Source organism: Nocardia sp. NPDC003999, from assembly GCF_053604885.1.
Genome location: NZ_JBSGIB010000004.1, coordinates 107,871 through 124,672, shown reverse-complemented (window position 1 = coordinate 124,672; position 16,802 = coordinate 107,871). Strand labels below are relative to the sequence as shown.

At 68.1% G+C, this 16,802-nt stretch carries 17 protein-coding genes; 9 read left to right on the top strand and 8 right to left on the bottom strand.

Annotation, left to right across the window (positions count from 1 at the left end; genetic code table 11):
- From ACWESM_RS10930 to ACWESM_RS10920, 3 genes are all read left to right on the top strand, one after another.
- Positions 1-765 (top strand): AIM24 family protein, encoded by a 765-nt coding sequence (locus ACWESM_RS10930; protein ID WP_355072070.1) that lies wholly within the window; start codon positions 1-3, stop codon positions 763-765.
- Positions 766-868: 103 nt separating this feature from the next.
- The gene (locus ACWESM_RS10925) at positions 869-2,371 is read left to right on the top strand and encodes a hypothetical protein (protein WP_364424820.1); all 1,503 of its coding nucleotides are present in this window, start codon (positions 869-871) and stop codon (positions 2,369-2,371) included.
- A gap of 119 nt (positions 2,372-2,490) precedes the next feature.
- The gene (locus ACWESM_RS10920) at positions 2,491-3,336 is read left to right on the top strand and encodes a hypothetical protein (RefSeq protein WP_452491522.1); all 846 of its coding nucleotides are present in this window, start codon (positions 2,491-2,493) and stop codon (positions 3,334-3,336) included.
- A gap of 3 nt (positions 3,337-3,339) precedes the next feature.
- Here ACWESM_RS10920 and ACWESM_RS10915 read toward each other — a convergent pair whose 3' ends face one another.
- Positions 3,340-4,137 (bottom strand): MBL fold metallo-hydrolase, encoded by a 798-nt coding sequence (locus tag ACWESM_RS10915; protein ID WP_452491520.1) that lies wholly within the window; start codon positions 4,135-4,137, stop codon positions 3,340-3,342.
- 47 nt (positions 4,138-4,184) lie between these two features.
- Here ACWESM_RS10915 and ACWESM_RS10910 point away from each other — a divergent pair, with 47 nt between their 5' ends.
- Complete coding sequence (locus ACWESM_RS10910) at positions 4,185-4,583, top strand: MerR family transcriptional regulator (protein ID WP_452491518.1); 399 nt, start codon at positions 4,185-4,187, stop codon at positions 4,581-4,583.
- Between the two features lie 377 nt (positions 4,584-4,960).
- Complete coding sequence (locus tag ACWESM_RS10905) at positions 4,961-5,164, top strand: hypothetical protein (RefSeq protein WP_452491517.1); 204 nt, start codon at positions 4,961-4,963, stop codon at positions 5,162-5,164.
- Here the strand turns inward: ACWESM_RS10905 and ACWESM_RS10900 are convergent.
- From ACWESM_RS10900 to ACWESM_RS10880, 5 genes are read right to left on the bottom strand one after another with little or no spacing between them, the layout of a single operon-like run.
- Positions 5,136-5,924 (bottom strand): HAD family hydrolase, encoded by a 789-nt coding sequence (locus tag ACWESM_RS10900; protein ID WP_397276349.1) that lies wholly within the window; start codon positions 5,922-5,924, stop codon positions 5,136-5,138. The genes ACWESM_RS10905 and ACWESM_RS10900 overlap by 29 nt on opposite strands.
- A gap of 59 nt (positions 5,925-5,983) precedes the next feature.
- The gene (locus ACWESM_RS10895; protein ID WP_452491515.1) at positions 5,984-7,123 is read right to left on the bottom strand and encodes a cysteine protease StiP family protein; all 1,140 of its coding nucleotides are present in this window, start codon (positions 7,121-7,123) and stop codon (positions 5,984-5,986) included.
- Positions 7,120-8,580 (bottom strand): phosphoribosyltransferase family protein, encoded by a 1,461-nt coding sequence (locus ACWESM_RS10890; protein ID WP_452491513.1) that lies wholly within the window; start codon positions 8,578-8,580, stop codon positions 7,120-7,122. The genes ACWESM_RS10895 and ACWESM_RS10890 overlap by 4 nt, the downstream gene beginning before the upstream one ends.
- On the bottom strand, positions 8,577-9,791 hold the full coding sequence (locus tag ACWESM_RS10885; RefSeq protein ID WP_355071153.1) for an HpcH/HpaI aldolase/citrate lyase family protein: 1,215 nt from the start codon (positions 9,789-9,791) through the stop codon (positions 8,577-8,579). Before ACWESM_RS10885 ends, ACWESM_RS10890 begins: the two co-directional genes overlap by 4 nt.
- 13 nt (positions 9,792-9,804) lie before the next feature.
- Positions 9,805-11,022, bottom strand: a complete 1,218-nt coding sequence (locus ACWESM_RS10880) for a hypothetical protein (RefSeq protein WP_355071151.1) — start codon at positions 11,020-11,022, stop codon at positions 9,805-9,807.
- A gap of 144 nt (positions 11,023-11,166) precedes the next feature.
- On the opposite strand from ACWESM_RS10880, the gene ACWESM_RS10875 reads away from it, so the two are divergent.
- The 3 genes from ACWESM_RS10875 to ACWESM_RS10865 all read left to right on the top strand — a co-directional run bounded on the left by ACWESM_RS10875 (position 11,167) and on the right by ACWESM_RS10865 (position 13,718).
- Positions 11,167-11,742, top strand: a complete 576-nt coding sequence (locus tag ACWESM_RS10875; protein ID WP_355071149.1) for a TerD family protein — start codon at positions 11,167-11,169, stop codon at positions 11,740-11,742.
- Between the two features lie 159 nt (positions 11,743-11,901).
- On the top strand, positions 11,902-12,999 hold the full coding sequence (locus ACWESM_RS10870; protein WP_355071148.1) for a DUF475 domain-containing protein: 1,098 nt from the start codon (positions 11,902-11,904) through the stop codon (positions 12,997-12,999).
- 95 nt (positions 13,000-13,094) lie between these two features.
- Positions 13,095-13,718 carry a TerD family protein gene (locus tag ACWESM_RS10865; protein WP_397075120.1) on the top strand — a complete coding sequence of 208 codons (624 nt, stop codon included), beginning with the start codon at positions 13,095-13,097 and terminating at the stop codon, positions 13,716-13,718.
- A 1-nt stretch (position 13,719) separates the two neighbouring features.
- Here ACWESM_RS10865 and ACWESM_RS10860 read toward each other — a convergent pair whose 3' ends face one another.
- The gene (locus tag ACWESM_RS10860; RefSeq protein ID WP_364424828.1) at positions 13,720-14,616 is read right to left on the bottom strand and encodes a DMT family transporter; all 897 of its coding nucleotides are present in this window, start codon (positions 14,614-14,616) and stop codon (positions 13,720-13,722) included.
- 83 nt (positions 14,617-14,699) lie between these two features.
- Here ACWESM_RS10860 and ACWESM_RS10855 point away from each other — a divergent pair, with 83 nt between their 5' ends.
- Entirely contained in the window at positions 14,700-15,233 is a 534-nt protein-coding gene (locus tag ACWESM_RS10855; RefSeq protein ID WP_364424829.1) for a CGNR zinc finger domain-containing protein, read from the top strand.
- On the opposite strand, the gene ACWESM_RS10850 is transcribed toward ACWESM_RS10855, so the two are convergent.
- Positions 15,230-16,621 (bottom strand): hypothetical protein, encoded by a 1,392-nt coding sequence (locus tag ACWESM_RS10850; RefSeq protein WP_452491510.1) that lies wholly within the window; start codon positions 16,619-16,621, stop codon positions 15,230-15,232. The genes ACWESM_RS10855 and ACWESM_RS10850 overlap by 4 nt on opposite strands.
- Positions 16,622-16,802 lie beyond the last annotated feature (181 nt).

Sequence of the window (16,802 nt, the reverse complement as noted above, 5' to 3'; positions counted from 1 at the left end):
ATGTCCCAGATCCTCAACCCCATGAACCTCGGTGAGAGCGACAACATCCCGGGAAACAGCTACGCCTACTGCATCGACCTGAACAAGCCGTGGTTCATGCGCAAGGGCGCGATGATCGCCTACTACGGCGACATCCGGTTCCAGGCGCTCAGCCACGGGTTGCAGGGCGGACTGCTGCACATGGTGTCGCAGCAGTTCTCGGCGCCGCTGTTCACCGGCGACTACGTCGTCGCGGAGGGGCACGGCAAGCTGATCATCGGCGACCGTGGCTACGACATCAACTCCTACGATCTCGAGGACAACGGCAACCTGACCATCCGGGCGGCGAACCTGCTGGCCTTCGAGCCGGGCCTGTCGCTCAACCAGTCCATCGTGCCCGGGTTCCTCACGTTGATCGGCACCGGCAAGTTCCTCGCCTCGTCCAACGGGCCGGTGATGTTCGCCGAGCCACCGCTGCGCGTCGACCCCGAGTCGCTGGTCGGCTGGGCGGATTGCCCCTCCCCGAGCCACCACTACGACGAACGCTGGATCTCGGGTTTCCTGGCCGCCGGTGCGGCACGATTCGGCGTGAACTCCGGTGAGGAGCGCCAGTTCGATTTCACCGGCGCGGGGACCGTGCTGATCCAGTCCAGCGAGAAGGTGCTCAGCGACTCCGTGCTGGTGCGCACCATCGAGGGACAGATCCAGAGCGGCATCACCGTCGGCGGCCTGCAACGACTGCAAGGACTCATCGCCCAGCAACTGGCCGGGCACCAGCAGTACTGAAACGCGGCGGCGACGCGAATCGGGTACCGACGGTCGCGGCCGTGCCCGCGTAATCACTCGCGTGGGGGATTCGCGGCCCGCCGGACCCGGATACCGTTCATTCGTGTTTCACATCCTCCCCTCCCAGGTTCTGCGCGCGACGCTGCCTGCGGCAATCCTTGCCGCGGTAGTCGCGGTGCCCGCCGCCGCGACGCCGATTCCTTCGGTGCCCGCCGTGCCGGAACCGGCGCGATTCGTCGGTGCCGCCGCGAGCGGCGAACCGGTCACCGGCATCCCACCGGTCCCGCAGAACCCACATCTCGCGCCGAACGGAAACTCGGGAGTCCACAACGACGGGTGGATGAGCGATACCTACCGCCGCCCCGGTCCGCTCGGCCGGTCACCGCGGACCGATTCCCTGCTGCTCGGCAGCGAGTGCGGTTCGGTGGCGTTCGACCGCGCCGGACGCATCGTCAGCACCTGCCTGGGGCTGCAACCGGGCCTTTACCTCATCGACCCGACGACGATGAGCGTCCTCGGCAAACATCCACTGCCCGGCAAGAATCCCCTCGATACGCTGCGGCCCGGCGCTTTCAACAATTTCGGCGGCGGCGGGTACTTCTACCTCGATGACGAAGACCGCGCCGTGGTGGGCACCAGCACCGGACACATTCAAGTGTTCGCCGAGAACCCCGCCGCCGACGGGTTCTCGCTGGTACGCGACTACGACCTGACCGGCGTGCTGCACCCCGAGGAGACGCTGAACTCCGCACTGCCGGACTCGAACGGCCTGATCTGGTTCGTGGCCAAGACGAACGGCGTGGTCGGCACACTGGATCCGGATACCGGAGCAGCGCAGGTGGTTCGGCTCGGAGACGGTGCGGAGAATCAGATCGAGAACTCGTTCGCGGTCGGTGCGGCCGGTGAGGTCTACATCGCCACCAACCGGCGGCTCCTGCGTTTCGACGCCGGTCCCGACGGCGCGCCCGGGATCACCTGGCAAACCACCTACGCCAACAGCAACCAGCGCAAGCCGGGCCAAGTGGACGACGGAACCGGCACCACGCCCACCGTCCTGCCCGACGGCTATGTCGCCATCACCGACAATGCCGATCCGATGAACGTCGTCGTCTACCGCACCGCGCCCTCGGTCGCCGAACGGCAGGTGTGCGCGGTGCCGGTGTTCGAGCCGGGCCACAGCGCCACCGAGAACTCGCTGATCGGCGCGGGACGCTCACTCATCGTCGAGAACAACTACGGCTACGGACACCCCGACGCGGTCGCCTCCGGCAAGACCACCGCCGCGGGCTTCGCCCGTGTCGACATCGACGCCGACGGCAACGGCTGCCATCTGACCTGGACCAACGCGGTCGAGGCCGCGCCGTCGGTGGTACCGAAGCTGTCCCTGGCCACCGGGTTGATCTACACCTACACGAAGGGCACCGATCCGAGCGATCCCTGGTACTGGACGGCCCTCGACTACCGCACCGGCGCGACCGTGTGGAAACAGCTGTCCGGCACCGGCCTCGGCTTCAACAACAATTACGCCGGAATCGCCCTCGGCCCCGACGGAGCGGCCTACCTCGGCACACTCGGCGGACTGGTGTCGATGCGCGACAGCGGGTGAGCCGGGGCGCGAACAGGCTTGTGGACGTATCACCCACGGAGAGCGAAGGATTCGCGACAGGTCGGTGAACTCGTCTCGATGTTCCCCAGGGCCGGTGACGGTCGGCGGAGAATCTAAAGATGGCTGACTTGGCGCTTTCGCCGCAGCGCCGCACGGCGCTGACGAACCTCGTCCTAGACGAATCCACCTTCGCGACAGCGTATCCGCGGGTCGCGGACTACTGGTCCACCGCGGGCCGGTTGCCCGGCACCGGTGACGACATCACCGACGCCACGTTCGACCTACACCTACTGCACTACATGACCGGCGGTGCCAGCACGAATCCGTACTGGGACATCGTCGCCGCCGCGGTATCGCCCGGACCGAGGGAGCGCGCGAACCGCGCCGAGGTGAACGGCGGCAACCCGAAAGGCAGCGCGCGGCTGGCGTATGCGCAGATCGTGCTGCAAGCCGCGTACGCGTACGCGATCCCCGCACCTGCCACACTGCGCTGGGTAGCGGACGTCGCGCAGGGCAGGCCGGTGCTGGAAGTCGGCTCCGGGCGCGGTTACTGGGCGCATCAGCTCACCCGAATCGGCGTGCCCATCAGCGCTTTCGACTCCCACCCGCCGGACCGGGCGACCAACACGGCCTTCCCCGCCGCGCCGGGGCAGGCCGCCACCTGGCATCCCACCGCCACGCCGCCGTCTTCCACGGCCGATCTGGTGGCCGGGCACGCCGACCACGCGCTGTTCCTCTGCTGGCCGCCCGGCTGGGAGAACCCGATGGCCTCCAGCACCCTCGCCGCCTACCAGGAGGCGGGCGGCTCGTCGCTGATCTACATCGGCGAAGCACGCGGCGGGCGGACGGCCGACAGCGCGTTCTTCGACCTGCTCGAAGCCGGATGGACCTTGCTCGACCAGGACCCGGGCTATATCTCGTGGTGGAATCTCGGCGACCGGGCACAGTGCTGGCAGCGCCGGTAGGGGTCAGCTCGCGCGCTGGAACTCCCACGGGTCGTGCGCGCTGATCAGGGTGACCTCGTCGCCGTAATCGCGGTGTAGCTCGCGCAGCCGAGCCTGGGTGCCCAGCCGCAAGTCGTGGTGGACCTCGGAACCGGTCTGCACGACGTCGAGCACCGGGTGCGGCTGCGGAGCCGGATCGAGTTCGCGGTGGTAGTAGTACGCGTCGCCGCAGTGCAGCAACCAACTGTCGCCGTGGCGAACGGCGACCCCGGTGTGGCCCGCGGTGTGCCCGCCCAGCGGGATCAGCTGGAAGTCGTCGGGCAGGTCCTTCGGTTGGATCGCGTTGAAACCGAACCATTGTCCGGTCGGTTCCGACGGGTAGGCCACCCAGTTCGGATCGTGCGCCCAGTGCGCGGAGCGATAGCGGAAGCTCGGCGCTTCGGCCTGCGCCGCTGCCAGTTCGGCGGCGAGGACGTGGACCTGTGCGTGCGGGAAGTCGGGCAATCCGCCGCAGTGGTCCACGTCGAGGTGGGTGAGGATGATGTGCCGGACGTCGGCGGGCTCGTAGCCGAGCCGTTCGACCTGCCGGATCGCGGTCTCGTCTTCGGAAAGGATGGGCTGGGCCATCGCCACCCAGTCCGCGCCGAGGGTGCCCGCCGGGTCGCGCACGTCGTCCAGTCCGATGCCCGTCTCGATCAGGACCAGGCCGTCGGACGCGGTCTCGACCAGCAGGCAGTGGTTCACGGCATGCGCGGGCGCGGGTCCGTCGTAGGTGGCTTCGATCTGCCGAACCGATCCGCAATTGAGGTGATGGATTGTCATGTGAGCTAGTCTGTGACTTGAAGCGCGGTTCAAGTCAAGGAGACGAGATGGCCGACCTGCTCGATATCGCCGAGGTCGGCGAACAAACCGGCCTCGCCCCCTCCGCTCTGCGTTTCTACGAGAAACGCGGACTCATCGCCCCGACCGGCCGCAACGGCCTACGCCGCACCTACCACCCCGACGTCCTGAGCCGCCTGGCCCTCATCATCTGCGCACGCGGCGCCGGTTTCACCCTCACCGAAATCGCCCGCTTCCTCCGCGCCTCCCCCTCCGACGCCGAACTGCGCGCGCGCATGGCCGAAAAAGCCCGGCAACTCGACGACGACATAACCCGCCTCATCCGCATGCGCGACAGCCTCCGCCACGCCGCCACCTGCACCCACGATCCCCTGGTCGAATGCCCGGACTTCAAGTCGACCTTCGAGCCAGGCACCGACCTGGTGTGAGTCGACGAATGCATCCCGACCGACCGATACACGGGCGGCCTATTCGCTGGTCGAGTGGGAACGCCTTCCCGTCGACGACTAACGCATCGCAGCGGCAGTAGGGCTGGGCCAGGGTCGAGTCAACGAGATCACCAACAGCAGAAGAACTGTCACCCGCTTCGACGTGTTCGAGCGGATCGCCGATGGCATCTCTATGCCGGACCACGCGCGCGTCTTGTTCGGCCTCGCTCCGCGTCTCATACGCTCACCGGCCACGCCGAGATCGCGCAAGCATTCACCGTGCAGTCGGAGGCCGGTGCCGAGCTACGCCGACAAGCGCTGATCGCAGATCGAATAGACCTGTTGGCTGTACGCGGTCTGGGCTGCTGGCGCTCGAGTTGCTGGCCACGCTGGTGACCGTCCCCGAATTGGACGGCACGTTCATCGAGCTGGAAACCATCGTGCCCGAAGCGGAGCTGGCGGAAGCGCTGGAAATCGTGCGTACCACGTTTCGTCGACTCGGAATCCAGGACGGCGATCTCACCACCGAGCAGTACACCGATGCCGTCCTGGCTACTCGGAAGGCGTCGGAGCAGCCTTGATGAACCAGTTGATGATCTCCTCGCCCGCGAGGATGCCGGTGGCTCGGGTGACGGTGAGGTTGGGGTGGGTCCAGTTGAGTTGTTCGAGTTCGCCGTGGCGGGGGCGGATGGCGGAGTCGGCGGCGCGCAGCATTTCGGCGTCGAGGGCGCCGTCGCCCGCGGCGAGGGTGCGCGCCTCGTCGGCGAGTTCCCGGTTTTCCCAGAGGCGATTGCGCACCTCGGCGACCGCGCGGCTCTTGCAGACCGCGACCGGCATGGTGTAGATCTTGCGGCCCTGCTGGGAGGCCGACCAGCCGCGCGGACGGCACCAGTCGTCCCACTCGGCGAGGAATCCCTCGGGGACGGCTTTGGGCTTGACCACCAGATAGCAGAACAGGTGGTCGGCCACGCGGAACTTGGTGACCCAGGAGTCGTCGATGCGGGTGTGCAATTCCTTGCTCACCTCGGACAGGGTGGCCCCACCCGCACGGACCTTGGCGTCGATGTCGATGCGCCAGCTCAGATCGGGCACGCCATCCACCAGGATGTTCCCGCCGTTGCTCGTGATCGCGTAGCGCCACGGCGCTCCGGGCAGCCGGATGCGGTCGAACTGTTTGATGGTGCGGGTGGTGGTGGGAACGACGGCGGCGGGTTCGGTCAGGGTCTGCATCCGCAGCGCCGCGGTGGTGGTCATGAACGAAAGCGGCGCCCCTTCCAGATGCTCCACGCAGACCGTCGGCACGTCGGCGGTGGTGCTGAAGGCGTTACGCGAGTAGATCATCGTCCGGTCCAGGTCGGTCGCGATCAGCGCCCGTCTTCGATGGGTTGCCGGGGATAGGTTCACTGCTGCACGTCCTTGATCAATCCCATACACGAATATGCCAGGTCGGCGACGATTTCGACCGGGACACCCCGGGCCGAGGCGAGCATCCGGATGTGCGCGTGCTCCGGCGCGTCCGCCTCGCGCACCAGCACCCGCCACGGCACCCGCCGCAGCAGCACCCGCGTGGTCTCGCCGACACCGGGCTTCACGAAATTCACGCTGGTGATGCCGTACCGCTCCCGCACCTGCTCCACCGATGCCCAGCCGGTCCAGGTGGGCGTCCGGTCGCTCACGCGGATCGCGGCCACCTCGGCGGGCACCCGATCGCGGATCGCGTCGAAGGCGCCGCTCACGGTGTCCAGCAGGCGCCCGGACACGTCGTCACCGGCCAGTTCGCGGTAGAACTTGGCGCCGTGGAAATCGCCGGGTCCGATCAGCGTGTCGTTCAGAACCGTGCGCGAAACCAAGCCGGAGACAGTCGAATTCAGGCAGGCCGAGGCGATCAGGAAGTCGTCGCGGGTGCCGTAGGTGCGCACGCAGTGCCCTGGATCGGCCAGCACCGCCAATTCGTCGTCGAACCGCGGGCCACCGGCGGCGTGGTAGGCGTCCAGCGCTTCGGTCAGTTCGCGGGTGATCGCGCCTTTGCCGGTCCATCCGTCCACGAACACGACCGAGGACGGATCGTGCTGCTCGGCCAGATAGTCCAGCGCCACCGCGTCGATGCCGCGATCCCGCACGATCGACACCGCGTAGTGCGGCACCTCCAGGCTCGGACGCCGCGAACGCAGCCACCGGCGCATGAGAATGCCGACCGGCGTGCCCGCGCGGGCCAGCGACACCAGGACGACGTCCTCGCCACGTTCGGCGACGACCAGCTCCGACACGGTCGCCACGGCCAGCGCGAGCCGTTCGGCGCTGGCCGCGAGCACCTCGTCGAACAGCGCCCGGTACGACGCGTCGGGCTGATATTCGATCGGCAGCGACTCCGCGTAGTGCGCCTTCCCGGCCTGGATCCGCCGTTCCCGCTCGGCGATGTCGGCCTCCAGGTCGACTTCCGACAGATCCTTCAGCAGCCAGGAAACTTCCTCGGCCGCGTAGGAGCCGAATTCCGGTCCGTGCAACGGGATGGGTAGCGCGCCCACCCTGGTACCGGTCATATCCGGCTCCCGTTCGACTCCACGCGTTCGGCGTACAGCCGCCGCGGATCCGCCTCCGGCAGCACCGCGAGCAGCACGTCGGCCCCGGAAGCGGTCAGTACATCGATCAGCCCGTGTTCGGCCGTCAGCTCCGCGGTGTCGGCAGGCGAGTCGACCACGACGACGAGCACCGGATCGGCGGCCGGGCCGTCGCCCTCCGCGCCGCTGTCCACACCGTCGTCGGTGATCGTCACGGCGGCATCGCGCTCCGACGGGGCGGCGACCAGCCCCGCCAAGTCGGCCTCGAACAGGTCGAGCGAGGGCGCGGGCCACTGCGCGTTGTAGAGATAGCGCGGCGCGGCATCGCCCGGCTCGGGCGCGGTGAAGCGAAACCCTCGCCGCAACGGATATCCCGGTTCATCCAGCACGTACGCGGGCGATCGCGTGGTGGTCTGGAAGCGGGTGGGCGTGCCCGACTCGGCGAGCAGCGCCGCCAATCGCAGGGGCAGGTACATCAGCTCCTCGTGTCCGAGCACGATGACGTGCCTGCCCGCGAAGTCCGCGTCGAGCCGGGCGGTCAAAGCCTGGCCTGCTTCCAGCAGCGCCGCCTCGAACGCGCCGATGTCGGAAGCGAGTACGCCGTGCCTGCCACCCTCTGGAACCGCGGTCGGCCAGGGGAGTTCGACGCGCCCGAACGAACCGAGATGCGCGGCGGTCGGGTTGAGCCGCGGTTCGGGAAGGGCGCCGACCGCCTCGACCAGCCCGTCGGGCAGCGACGCGCGACCGATGGCGAGACAGACCGTGTCGATCCGGGCACCGAGTTCGGCCGCGGCCGCGTCGAATCGGGCGCGATCGGCCTCGGTGCGCAGATCGACCAGTGACGCGAGCACGTAGTGCGCACGGGGCGCGAAGGCGTGCAGCGCGCGCACCGCATCGATCGCCGTCGCGCCGGTGGAAATCTCGTCATCGACGAGTACCAGCGGCAGATCGTTGACGAAGATGTCGGCAGGCGCCGGTTGCAGCAGGTGGGAAGTGGCGTGCGAGTGCCCTTCCTCGAAACCGGCGAGCGTCGACGCGTGCGGCACCGCGCGCCGGGTCGAATGCAGATAGCAGCTCGCGCCGATTCGCGCGGCCACACAATGACCGAGACCCGTTGCGGTCTCGGCGAATCCGAGCACGACGGCATCGCGCTCACCGAGCACCGCGCGGACCAGATCGCCCAGCTGATCGCCCGCACCGAGCACCACCCGCGGATCGGTCGGCAGATGCTTGCCCAGCACGGTGGAAACCAGCAGGTGCGCCCGGCGCCGATTGTTGTGGCGCACACCCGGCTGCACCAGGGCCGTGATCGGCAAACGCGCCGTGCGCAGCCGGTCCGAGCCGAGTTCGCGCACCGGATCGTGATGCAGGTCTATACCGAGTACTTTTGTCGCCCAGAATGTTTCGTTGTCGCCGAAATCGGTCGCGGTTCGGCTCATACGGTGACCAACGCCGTCAGCAGATCCACGAACGACACTCCCTTGTTCGCCACGCCGAACACCCGCGCGCGCAACAAGGTCTGTCGCGCCCAACTGCGGTGCGGCCGCATCTCGTTCATCTTGTTCCGGTAGCCGGAGGCCGCCACGCCGCCGACGTCGTCGCGCAGGATGTCCAGCGCGTCCGAGTACTCCTCGTGTGTCACCACCGACAACGCGTGCACGGCCGCCACGTGGGACGGGTGGATCACCGTCTTGCCCTGGATGCCGTTGGCCCGGTCCAACGTGATCTCCCGCAGCAAACCGTCCAGATCCCGGCTGACCAGGTACTGCCGGAACGGCACCGCGTCGGACTCCTCGAACGGCGCCGTCCGCAGCAGCGGCCGGAACATCCGTTCGTGATCGGCGAAGTACTCCCACACCGGCCCCGTGATGACGAATCCGGTTCCGTCCGCGCGCCCCAGGTAGTTCACGATGTCGGCGATGACGTCGGCGACCACGCGCACGTCGTAGATGGTCAGGTCGCGGTCGCGCCGGATGCCGAAGGTCGAGCACATGTCGGTCGCGCCGACCCGCACCGCGAGCACCCGGTCCCGGTGCGCGGCCAGCAGCGCCGCGATCTGGGTGAGTTCGTAATCGCGGGTCTCCCGATGCACCAGCCCCGCCGACTCCAGCACCGGCATCCCGTACAGCGGCCGGCCCAGCCGCTGGGCCGCCACGTTCAGCGCGTTGAGGTACTTCGGCCCGGTGACGCTGTCGAACTTCGGGAACACGAAACCGGTCAGCACCTTGGCGCCCGGTCCGAGTTGCTCGATGAGCTCGGTGATCGTGTCCGCGTCGCGCACCCGAACGAACAACAGCGGGTTGGCGTCGTGGCTGCCCGCGAGCAGATCCAGCGCGTCGACGGTCTGCCGCTTGGCGTACTCCACCTCGTGATCGGCCACCGCGTCCTCGAGGTCGATCACCATCGAACACACGCCGTGCCCGGCCCGCCTGCCGATCGTCAGCGCGAGATCGGGCCTGGTCGCGGGCGCGTACAGCGTCGCACCGAGACCGATCGCGAGCAGCTCGCGGTCGGTGTTGTCGTCGCCGAACGGTTCGGGCTGCCGGTGGAAAAGACGCCTCGCCTCCGGTCCGGGCAACTGCCGGAAGTGGCGCAGCGGCATTCGCTTCCGCAGGGAAACCTCCTGCTGGACGGCGATGCCTGCGGTCATCGTTGCCCCATTCTCATTCTCGTCGTGGTCCTGCTTGTCTTCTCATTCGATCCACTACCCCGGCTATGAATTCGGTGACGGCATCCAGTTCCGCCACATAGGCCCAGTAGTCGGGGTGACGCCCCGACAGTGTTTCGCTGATTCGGTCGATTCGTGCCGCTTGCGCGTCGAGGACCGAGCCCCATTCGGCGACCAGCCCGCGGCTCACCGCGAGCATCTGGGCGTCCCGCAGCCGGAATCGTACGGCCTTGGCCTGTTCGTGCGGGTCGGACCGAATCGCACGCAGCAGGCTGAGCCGCTTGGTGACGGCGTCGACTCGCTGCTCGGCCTCGGCGAGGAACCCGCGCGCGGATGTGGTCAGATCAAGTGCAAACTCCGGATTGTTCTCTACCGCCGCCGCACGCGCCCTGCCGAGGGCCGCGTCCGCGGCCTCGATGGCTCGCTGACTTTCCCGCTCATTGTTAGCCAGATCGGCCGAACTCGCAGCATTGAACTCGCGCAGCAGCGCCGAGAACGCCTGCGGAACGCCTTCGGCCCTGGTCCGGACCGCGGCAAGCCGGGTTGTCACGGACGATATCGCGTTGTTCGCGGCCGCCGCCCGAGATGGTGCTTGCGCCAACGCATCCGCCAGCTCGTTGGTGACCGCCTGCAGATGGTTCGCGGCCTCCCGCACGGTGCCCGCGGACCCGCCGGAGCCCGCCGCCTCCAGTGTGACCAGCGCCTCATCGACCGCGGCGGCGTGCCTGCGCACCGACGGATAGTCCGCGAACTCCGATTCGGCGGCCCGCCCGCGCACACCGGCCGCGGCGACCTTGACCTGCTGGGCCAACTGCGGCACCGCGCCGAGCACCGCCACCGACTCCTCCAGCTTGCCCTGGTCGCCGCGATAGAACTCGTCGACCGCGCGCGCCGCGTCGGCCAGTTGCCGTACCGCCGCGTCGACGCGCTGCCGGCCCTGCGGCACCGGCGGGCCGCCCTGCTGCGCGGCCTCCAGCTCGGCGCTCAGCGTCAGATACACCTCCGCGGCGCCATAGCACCTGTGCCGCAACGGTTCCCAGCGCGCGCCCGTGCGCCGCTCGGGGAAGATCTGATCGGCGGCGTGCACCGCGGCCTCGGCCGCGCTCTGGCGCCGATCCATGTCGAGGAAAGCCGTCGCCAGCGTCGTGCGGGCATGCTCGATCCACTCGTCGTTCTCCGACGAACGAAACCATCCACGCCTCCGGCCTGCCACGCCCCGATGGTAGGAGATCTTCCTGTTCGCCGGGGGTTACGCGGGTTCCTACGAAAGTTCGCGGAAACCTACTACTGTCGATGGCGTCCCCGGCGATCCGGACATGCTGGGAACCAATGACGGACTATTGAAAGGGAATCCCGCATGGGTGTCAGTTTGTCCAAGGGCGGCAATGTCTCGCTGACCAAGGCGGCGCCTAACCTCACTGCTGTCTCGGTCGGCCTGGGGTGGGATGTGCGGACCACCACCGGCACCGACTTCGACCTCGACGCCAGCGCCATCGCGACCGGCGGGGACAAGAAGGTCCTGTCCGACCAGCACTTCGTCTTCTTCAACAACCTGCGTTCTCCCGAGGGCTCGATCGAGCACGCGGGCGACAACCGGACCGGCGAAGGCGAGGGCGACGACGAGGTCATCAACGTCGACCTGGCGAACACCCCGCCCACGATCGAGAGCATCTTCTTCCCGGTCTCGATCTACGACGCCGACTCCCGGTCGCAGTCCTTCGGCCAGGTCCGCAACGCCTACATCCGTGTCGTGGACCGCAGCAACGGTGAGGAGCTCGCCCGCTACGACCTCACCGAGGACGCCTCGACCGAGACCGCCATGGTCTTCGGCGAGCTGTACCGCAACGGCGCGGAGTGGAAGTTCCGCGCGATCGGTCAGGGCTACGCCTCCGGTCTGGCGGGCATCGCCCGTGATTACGGCGTGAACGTCTGAGCAACACTTAGCTGTTCACAGGGGGCCCGGCGACGGGCCCCCTCGTCGTGCCACCCAGGCATGCCGGCGCCCTGGGAGCAACGTTGGACAACCGGCGATCCAGCAGCCACGCTGGTAGCAAACGTCGCCGCCTCGTTTTCACTCACGAAAGGTCCCAGCGTGGTCCTGCGCATATTCGGCATGTCCCTCGTCGTCACGGTGCTCTCGCTCGTCGTCGCGGTCGTGTACGGCGGACCGACCGCCCTCGCGCTCGCCGCGATCCTCGGCATCCTCGAGGTGTCGCTCTCGTTCGACAACGCCGTGATCAACGCCACCGTCCTGGAACGGATGAGCGCGTTCTGGCAGCGGATCTTCCTCACCGTCGGCGTGCTGATCGCCGTGTTCGGCATGCGGCTGGTCTTCCCGCTGGCGATCGTGTGGATCACCGCGGGGCTGGATCCGGTGCGGGCCTTCGACCTGGCCCTCAACCCGCCCCCGGACGGCGCCCTTACCTTCCCGGACGGCAGCCCGAGCTACGAGAAGCTGCTCACCGACGCGCATCCGCAGATCGCGGCGTTCGGCGGTATGTTCCTGGCCCTGCTGTTCCTCAACTTCATCTTCGAGGAACGCGAGATCACCTGGCTGAGCTGGCTGGAGCGGCCGCTTGCCAAGGCGGGCAAGCTGGACATGCTCTCCGTGGTGGTCGCGGGTGCGGGCCTGATCCTCACCGCGGAGTTCATCGCCGACGAGGCGCACCGCTCGACCGTGCTGGTCGCGGGCCTGCTCGGCATGATCACCTACATCGCGGTGGACGGGCTCGGCTCCATGTTCCACACCGAGGAGCAGAGCGGAGGGCCGTCGGAGCTGGTCAAGGCCACCGGTAAGGCGGGCTTCTTCCTGTTCCTCTACCTGGAGGTGCTCGACGCGTCGTTCTCCTTCGACGGCGTGATCGGCGCGTTCGCCATCACCTCCGACCCGATCATCATCGCGCTCGGCCTCGGCCTGATCGGCGCCATGTTCGTCCGGTCGATCACGGTGTACCTGGTTCGCAAGGGCACGCTGTCGGAGTACGTCTACCTGGAGCACGGCGCGCACTGGGCGATCGGCGCGCTCGCGGCGATCCTGCTGGTCTCGATCGGAGTGCACATCAACGAGGTCGTCACCGGCCTGGTCGGCGTCGCGTTCATCGGCGCGGCGTTCATCACCAGCATCGTCCGCAACGGCCGAGCGGACGAAGAGGAACTGGACAGCGAACGGGAACCGACGCCGGTAGGCTGATTCCCGGCAAGCAGCCCGAAGACCCGTTGCGGCAGCGGCCCCATCCCGAGGGATGGCCGCTGCCGCTCTCGTTTCCACAGAGGGGGGATCGCGCCATGGCGATCGACGACAACCCCGGCGGCGTCAACCTGTCCAAGGTGACCCTGTCGAAGGCGACACCGAGCATCAACCTGACCAAGCCGGGTGAGCAGCAGGGCACCATGCGGGTCAACCTGAACTGGTCGAGCGGACCGAGGGGATTCTTCCGCCGCGCCAAGCCGATCGATCTCGACCTCGGCTGTCTCTACGAACTGTCCAACGGCGCCAAGGGCGTCGTCCAGGCGATCGGCGGCAATTTCGGCACGCTGGAGGCCGAGCCCTACATCCGGCTCGACGGCGACGATCGCAGCGGCGCGGCCGCGTCGGGCGAGAACCTGCACATCGACCTCGCGCGGCCCGAGCTGTTCCGGCGCATCCTGATCTTCGCCTTCATCTACGAGGGTGTGCCGAACTGGGCCGCCGCCGACGGCGTGGTGACGCTCTACCCCACATCCGGTCCGCAGGTCGAGGTCCGCCTCGATTCTCCGGTGGACGGCGCTCGCTCGTGCGCCATCGCCCTGCTGCAGAACCAGGGGGCCGGGATCACCGTGCACCGGGAAGTGCACTACGTCAACGGCGCCCAGCGCGAACTCGACCAGGCATACCAGTGGGGTATGCAGTGGCAGGCCGGGCGCAAGTAGGTCACCGCGGCACGGGCACCGGCTGCCGCGCGACGACCGCCGTCGCCGGCTTGCGAGCCGCGAACACCAAACCCACCAGGCCGATGGCGAGTCCGGCGACGGTCAACGGTCGCAGCGGCTGATCGATCAGCAACCAGGCCAGGATCGCGGTCACGGCGGGCGTCGCGAAGAACAGCTTGCCCACCCTGGTCGCGTCCCACCGGCGCAACATGGCGTTGAGCAGCAGGAACGCGGCCATGGAGTTGACCAGCACCATCCAGATGAGCGACCCGGCGAACCGGCCCACGTCCGACACGTGCACTTGGCCGGACAGCCAGGTCAGCACCCCGGCGATCGGCGCGCTGATCGCCACGTGCAGCGCCGTGGCCGCCCTGGGATCGACGGTGGGCGTGAATCGCTTCTGGTACACGGTGCCGATGCTCAACCCGAGCAGCCCTGCCACGCACAGCAGCAGTCCGGCCAGGGAGAAGTGGGACTGGTCGAACACGGCGAGTGCGACTCCGATGCCGCCGATGCCGAAGCCGAACCACTGCCGCATCGTGACGACTTCGCCGATCAGTCCGGCGCACAGAGCGATGACCACCGGATTCAAGCCCTGCACCAGCGCGATCACCGCCGCCGAAACATGCTCGGCCATCGCCGTGTAGAACGCGCCGAACTGGACCATCTGCATCAACAGCCCGGCGACGAGCACGTGACGCAATTGGCCTCCCTGCGGCCACGTGACCCGCGCGAGGAGGGCGTAGGCCGTGAGCAGCACTCCCGCGACGGCGAAGCGCACGAACAGCACCAGTAGCGGCGGCGCCGCGCCGACCCCGATCACCCCCGCGATGAACGCACTGCTCCACAACAAGACGAACAGCGGCTGCGCGGCCACCATCGCGAATCGGCTCTGCACGGACCCTCCTCGAGTAACCACCTTGGGTGGTTATCACAGTGGCATCCGGTTCAATAACCTGTCAAGGCGGTTACTATGAGGAGGTGTTCACCTTCGTGAGCGGCAACCTCGCCCTGGACTTCGCCGGTACCGTCATGGGGCGCTCGACCAGGTTCGAGGACGTCCTCTCCACACCCGCGGCGCTGGCCGACTGGATCGTCGCCGCGGGCCTGCTCGACAGTCCGCCAACCGCCGACGCGGACACCCTCGCGCGGGCGGTGCGCTTGCGTGAGGCGGCCTATCGCATGGCGCTGGCCGCTGCCCGCGAAACCGCCTTCGACGACGGCGATCGCCGGACCGTCAACGAATTCGCCGAGGGCGTCCCGCCCTCGATCAGCCTGCGCGCCGACGGCACGGTCGTCCGTTCCGGCGACGCGGACGCGGCCTTGGCCGCCGTCGCACGTTCCGCGATCGAGTTACTGGGCAGCAGGGCGCTCGTCAAGGAGTGCGGTCGCCCCGTGTGCACGCGGCTGTATGTGGACACTTCCCGTGGCGGCTCGCGCCGGTGGTGCGACATGACCCTGTGCGGCAACCGCGCCAAAAGCGCGGCCTTTCGGGCCCGGCACGGTGGGCCTTAGACCACCGGAACCAGATCGCGGGGGTCGGACCGCGCGGCCCGGGGCGTCATCGACCGATTTCCACGCGGCGCCGCCCACAGGAAGACGAAGAAGAACACGATCAGCAGGCTCGCGCGCCCCCACACACCGAATTGGACGATGTGCTCCATCAACTCGACCGACTTGCCCGTACCCATCGAGTAGAAGTAGCGGAACACCCCGATCCCGATGGCCGCGTCGGCGACGAGATAGCTGCCGACCAACCACCAGGGGATCTCGAGCAGCACCAGGAACGGCACCAGCCAGAGGGTGTACTGCGGGGAATGCACCTTGTGGAACAACAGGAATCCACACAGCATCGCGCCGCTCACACCGACCCACGGGAACACGCCGGTCGCCAGGTAGCGCCGCCAGCCGAGCCACATGGCCAGCGCGAACGCCGCGAGCACCAGCAACGGGGAAGCGACCGAGACCAGTTGCTGGAACGCCGCCTCGCTGCGCGGATCGGGACCGAACATCGGCCGAAGTCCCCAGTACCAGATGGAATTCGTGGTGATATCGGCCTGACGCAACTGCTGGAAGGTGATGGACGCGCGCCAGCCTTCGTAACCCACCAGCGCGAACGGCAGATTCACCACTACCACGGTGCCGATCGCCGCGCCCGCGGTGAGCAGAGCGCCACGGACGTCCGGTCCGCGATCGCCCGCTCCCGTGTCGCGCTCGCCACCGCCGGTGAGCACGTACGCCAGCAAGGGCAACACGAAGATCCCCGGGTACAGCTTGAGGCAGAACCCGAGCCCGAGCAGCACCGCGGCCACGACGCCCCTGGTACGCACCGAGTAGCGGGTCAACGCGGTCATCACGTAGACGGCCGCCACCGCCGTGCACACCACCGGAAGCTCCCAGTTGTGGAAGGCATAGAGCACCAGCGGCGGTCCGGCCGCCCACAGCAGGGCCGCGCCGCCGGCCAGGCGAGCCAGCATCCACGCGGTCAGCAACGCGAAGGGCGCCAGCAGCAGCGCCGAGTACCGCAGGAAATCGGCGTCATTGTGCGCGCTCACCGCGCCGAACCACATCAGCACGCCGCTGAGCACCGGATATTCCACCGCGCCGCCGACCAACGCCCCGTCGTCGGTGATGCCGCCGGTCACATAGGGAAAGACGTGCTCGTTGATGTCTCGGCCGAGCCAGAGGAATTGGATATCGGAATAGCAGACGTCCGAATCCTTGATCACATCGAAAACCGTGCTGCGCCCGTCCCGGTCGAACGGCGCACCCGCGCAACGCGCCTTGTTCGCGTACGCCAGCGCGAGGACGAGACCGCAGAGCAGCACCACCACCACGGCGAACGCCGCGCGGCGTCGCACGCCACCCGCGGGCAGGTCGCTGGCGGCGAGTCCGGTCGGCATGGATCCACCCTAAGCGGACGGTCGGGGCCGTGCCGCCATTCCCCTTCCTAGCGACGCGAACGCGCGAGCCGAACACGTGCGAGCCGGGGCGGCTCGCGGGGCGATTTCACTGCTCAGGTGCCGCTCATGTAGCCTGTTCGGGTTGCTGACGCAACGACCCTCCTGCCACGGACCGTCCGTG

What these genes read in the sequence shown, in the direction of transcription:
- ACWESM_RS10920 (WP_452491522.1), top strand. Translation starts at nt 2,491, where the DNA reads ATGGCTGACTTGGCGCTTTCGCCGCAGCGCCGCACGGCGCTGACGAAC.
- ACWESM_RS10915 (WP_452491520.1), bottom strand. Translation starts at nt 4,137, where the DNA reads ATGACAATCCATCACCTCAATTGCGGATCGGTTCGGCAGATCGAAGCC.
- ACWESM_RS10875 (WP_355071149.1), top strand. Translation starts at nt 11,167, where the DNA reads ATGGGTGTCAGTTTGTCCAAGGGCGGCAATGTCTCGCTGACCAAGGCG.
- ACWESM_RS10930 (WP_355072070.1), top strand. Translation starts at nt 1, where the DNA reads ATGTCCCAGATCCTCAACCCCATGAACCTCGGTGAGAGCGACAACATC.
- ACWESM_RS10910 (WP_452491518.1), top strand. Translation starts at nt 4,185, where the DNA reads ATGGCCGACCTGCTCGATATCGCCGAGGTCGGCGAACAAACCGGCCTC.
- ACWESM_RS10900 (WP_397276349.1), bottom strand. Translation starts at nt 5,924, where the DNA reads ATGATCTACTCGCGTAACGCCTTCAGCACCACCGCCGACGTGCCGACG.
- ACWESM_RS10850 (WP_452491510.1), bottom strand. Translation starts at nt 16,621, where the DNA reads ATGCCGACCGGACTCGCCGCCAGCGACCTGCCCGCGGGTGGCGTGCGA.
- ACWESM_RS10895 (WP_452491515.1), bottom strand. Translation starts at nt 7,123, where the DNA reads ATGACCGGTACCAGGGTGGGCGCGCTACCCATCCCGTTGCACGGACCG.
- ACWESM_RS10865 (WP_397075120.1), top strand. Translation starts at nt 13,095, where the DNA reads ATGGCGATCGACGACAACCCCGGCGGCGTCAACCTGTCCAAGGTGACC.
- ACWESM_RS10890 (WP_452491513.1), bottom strand. Translation starts at nt 8,580, where the DNA reads ATGAGCCGAACCGCGACCGATTTCGGCGACAACGAAACATTCTGGGCG.
- ACWESM_RS10885 (WP_355071153.1), bottom strand. Translation starts at nt 9,791, where the DNA reads ATGACCGCAGGCATCGCCGTCCAGCAGGAGGTTTCCCTGCGGAAGCGA.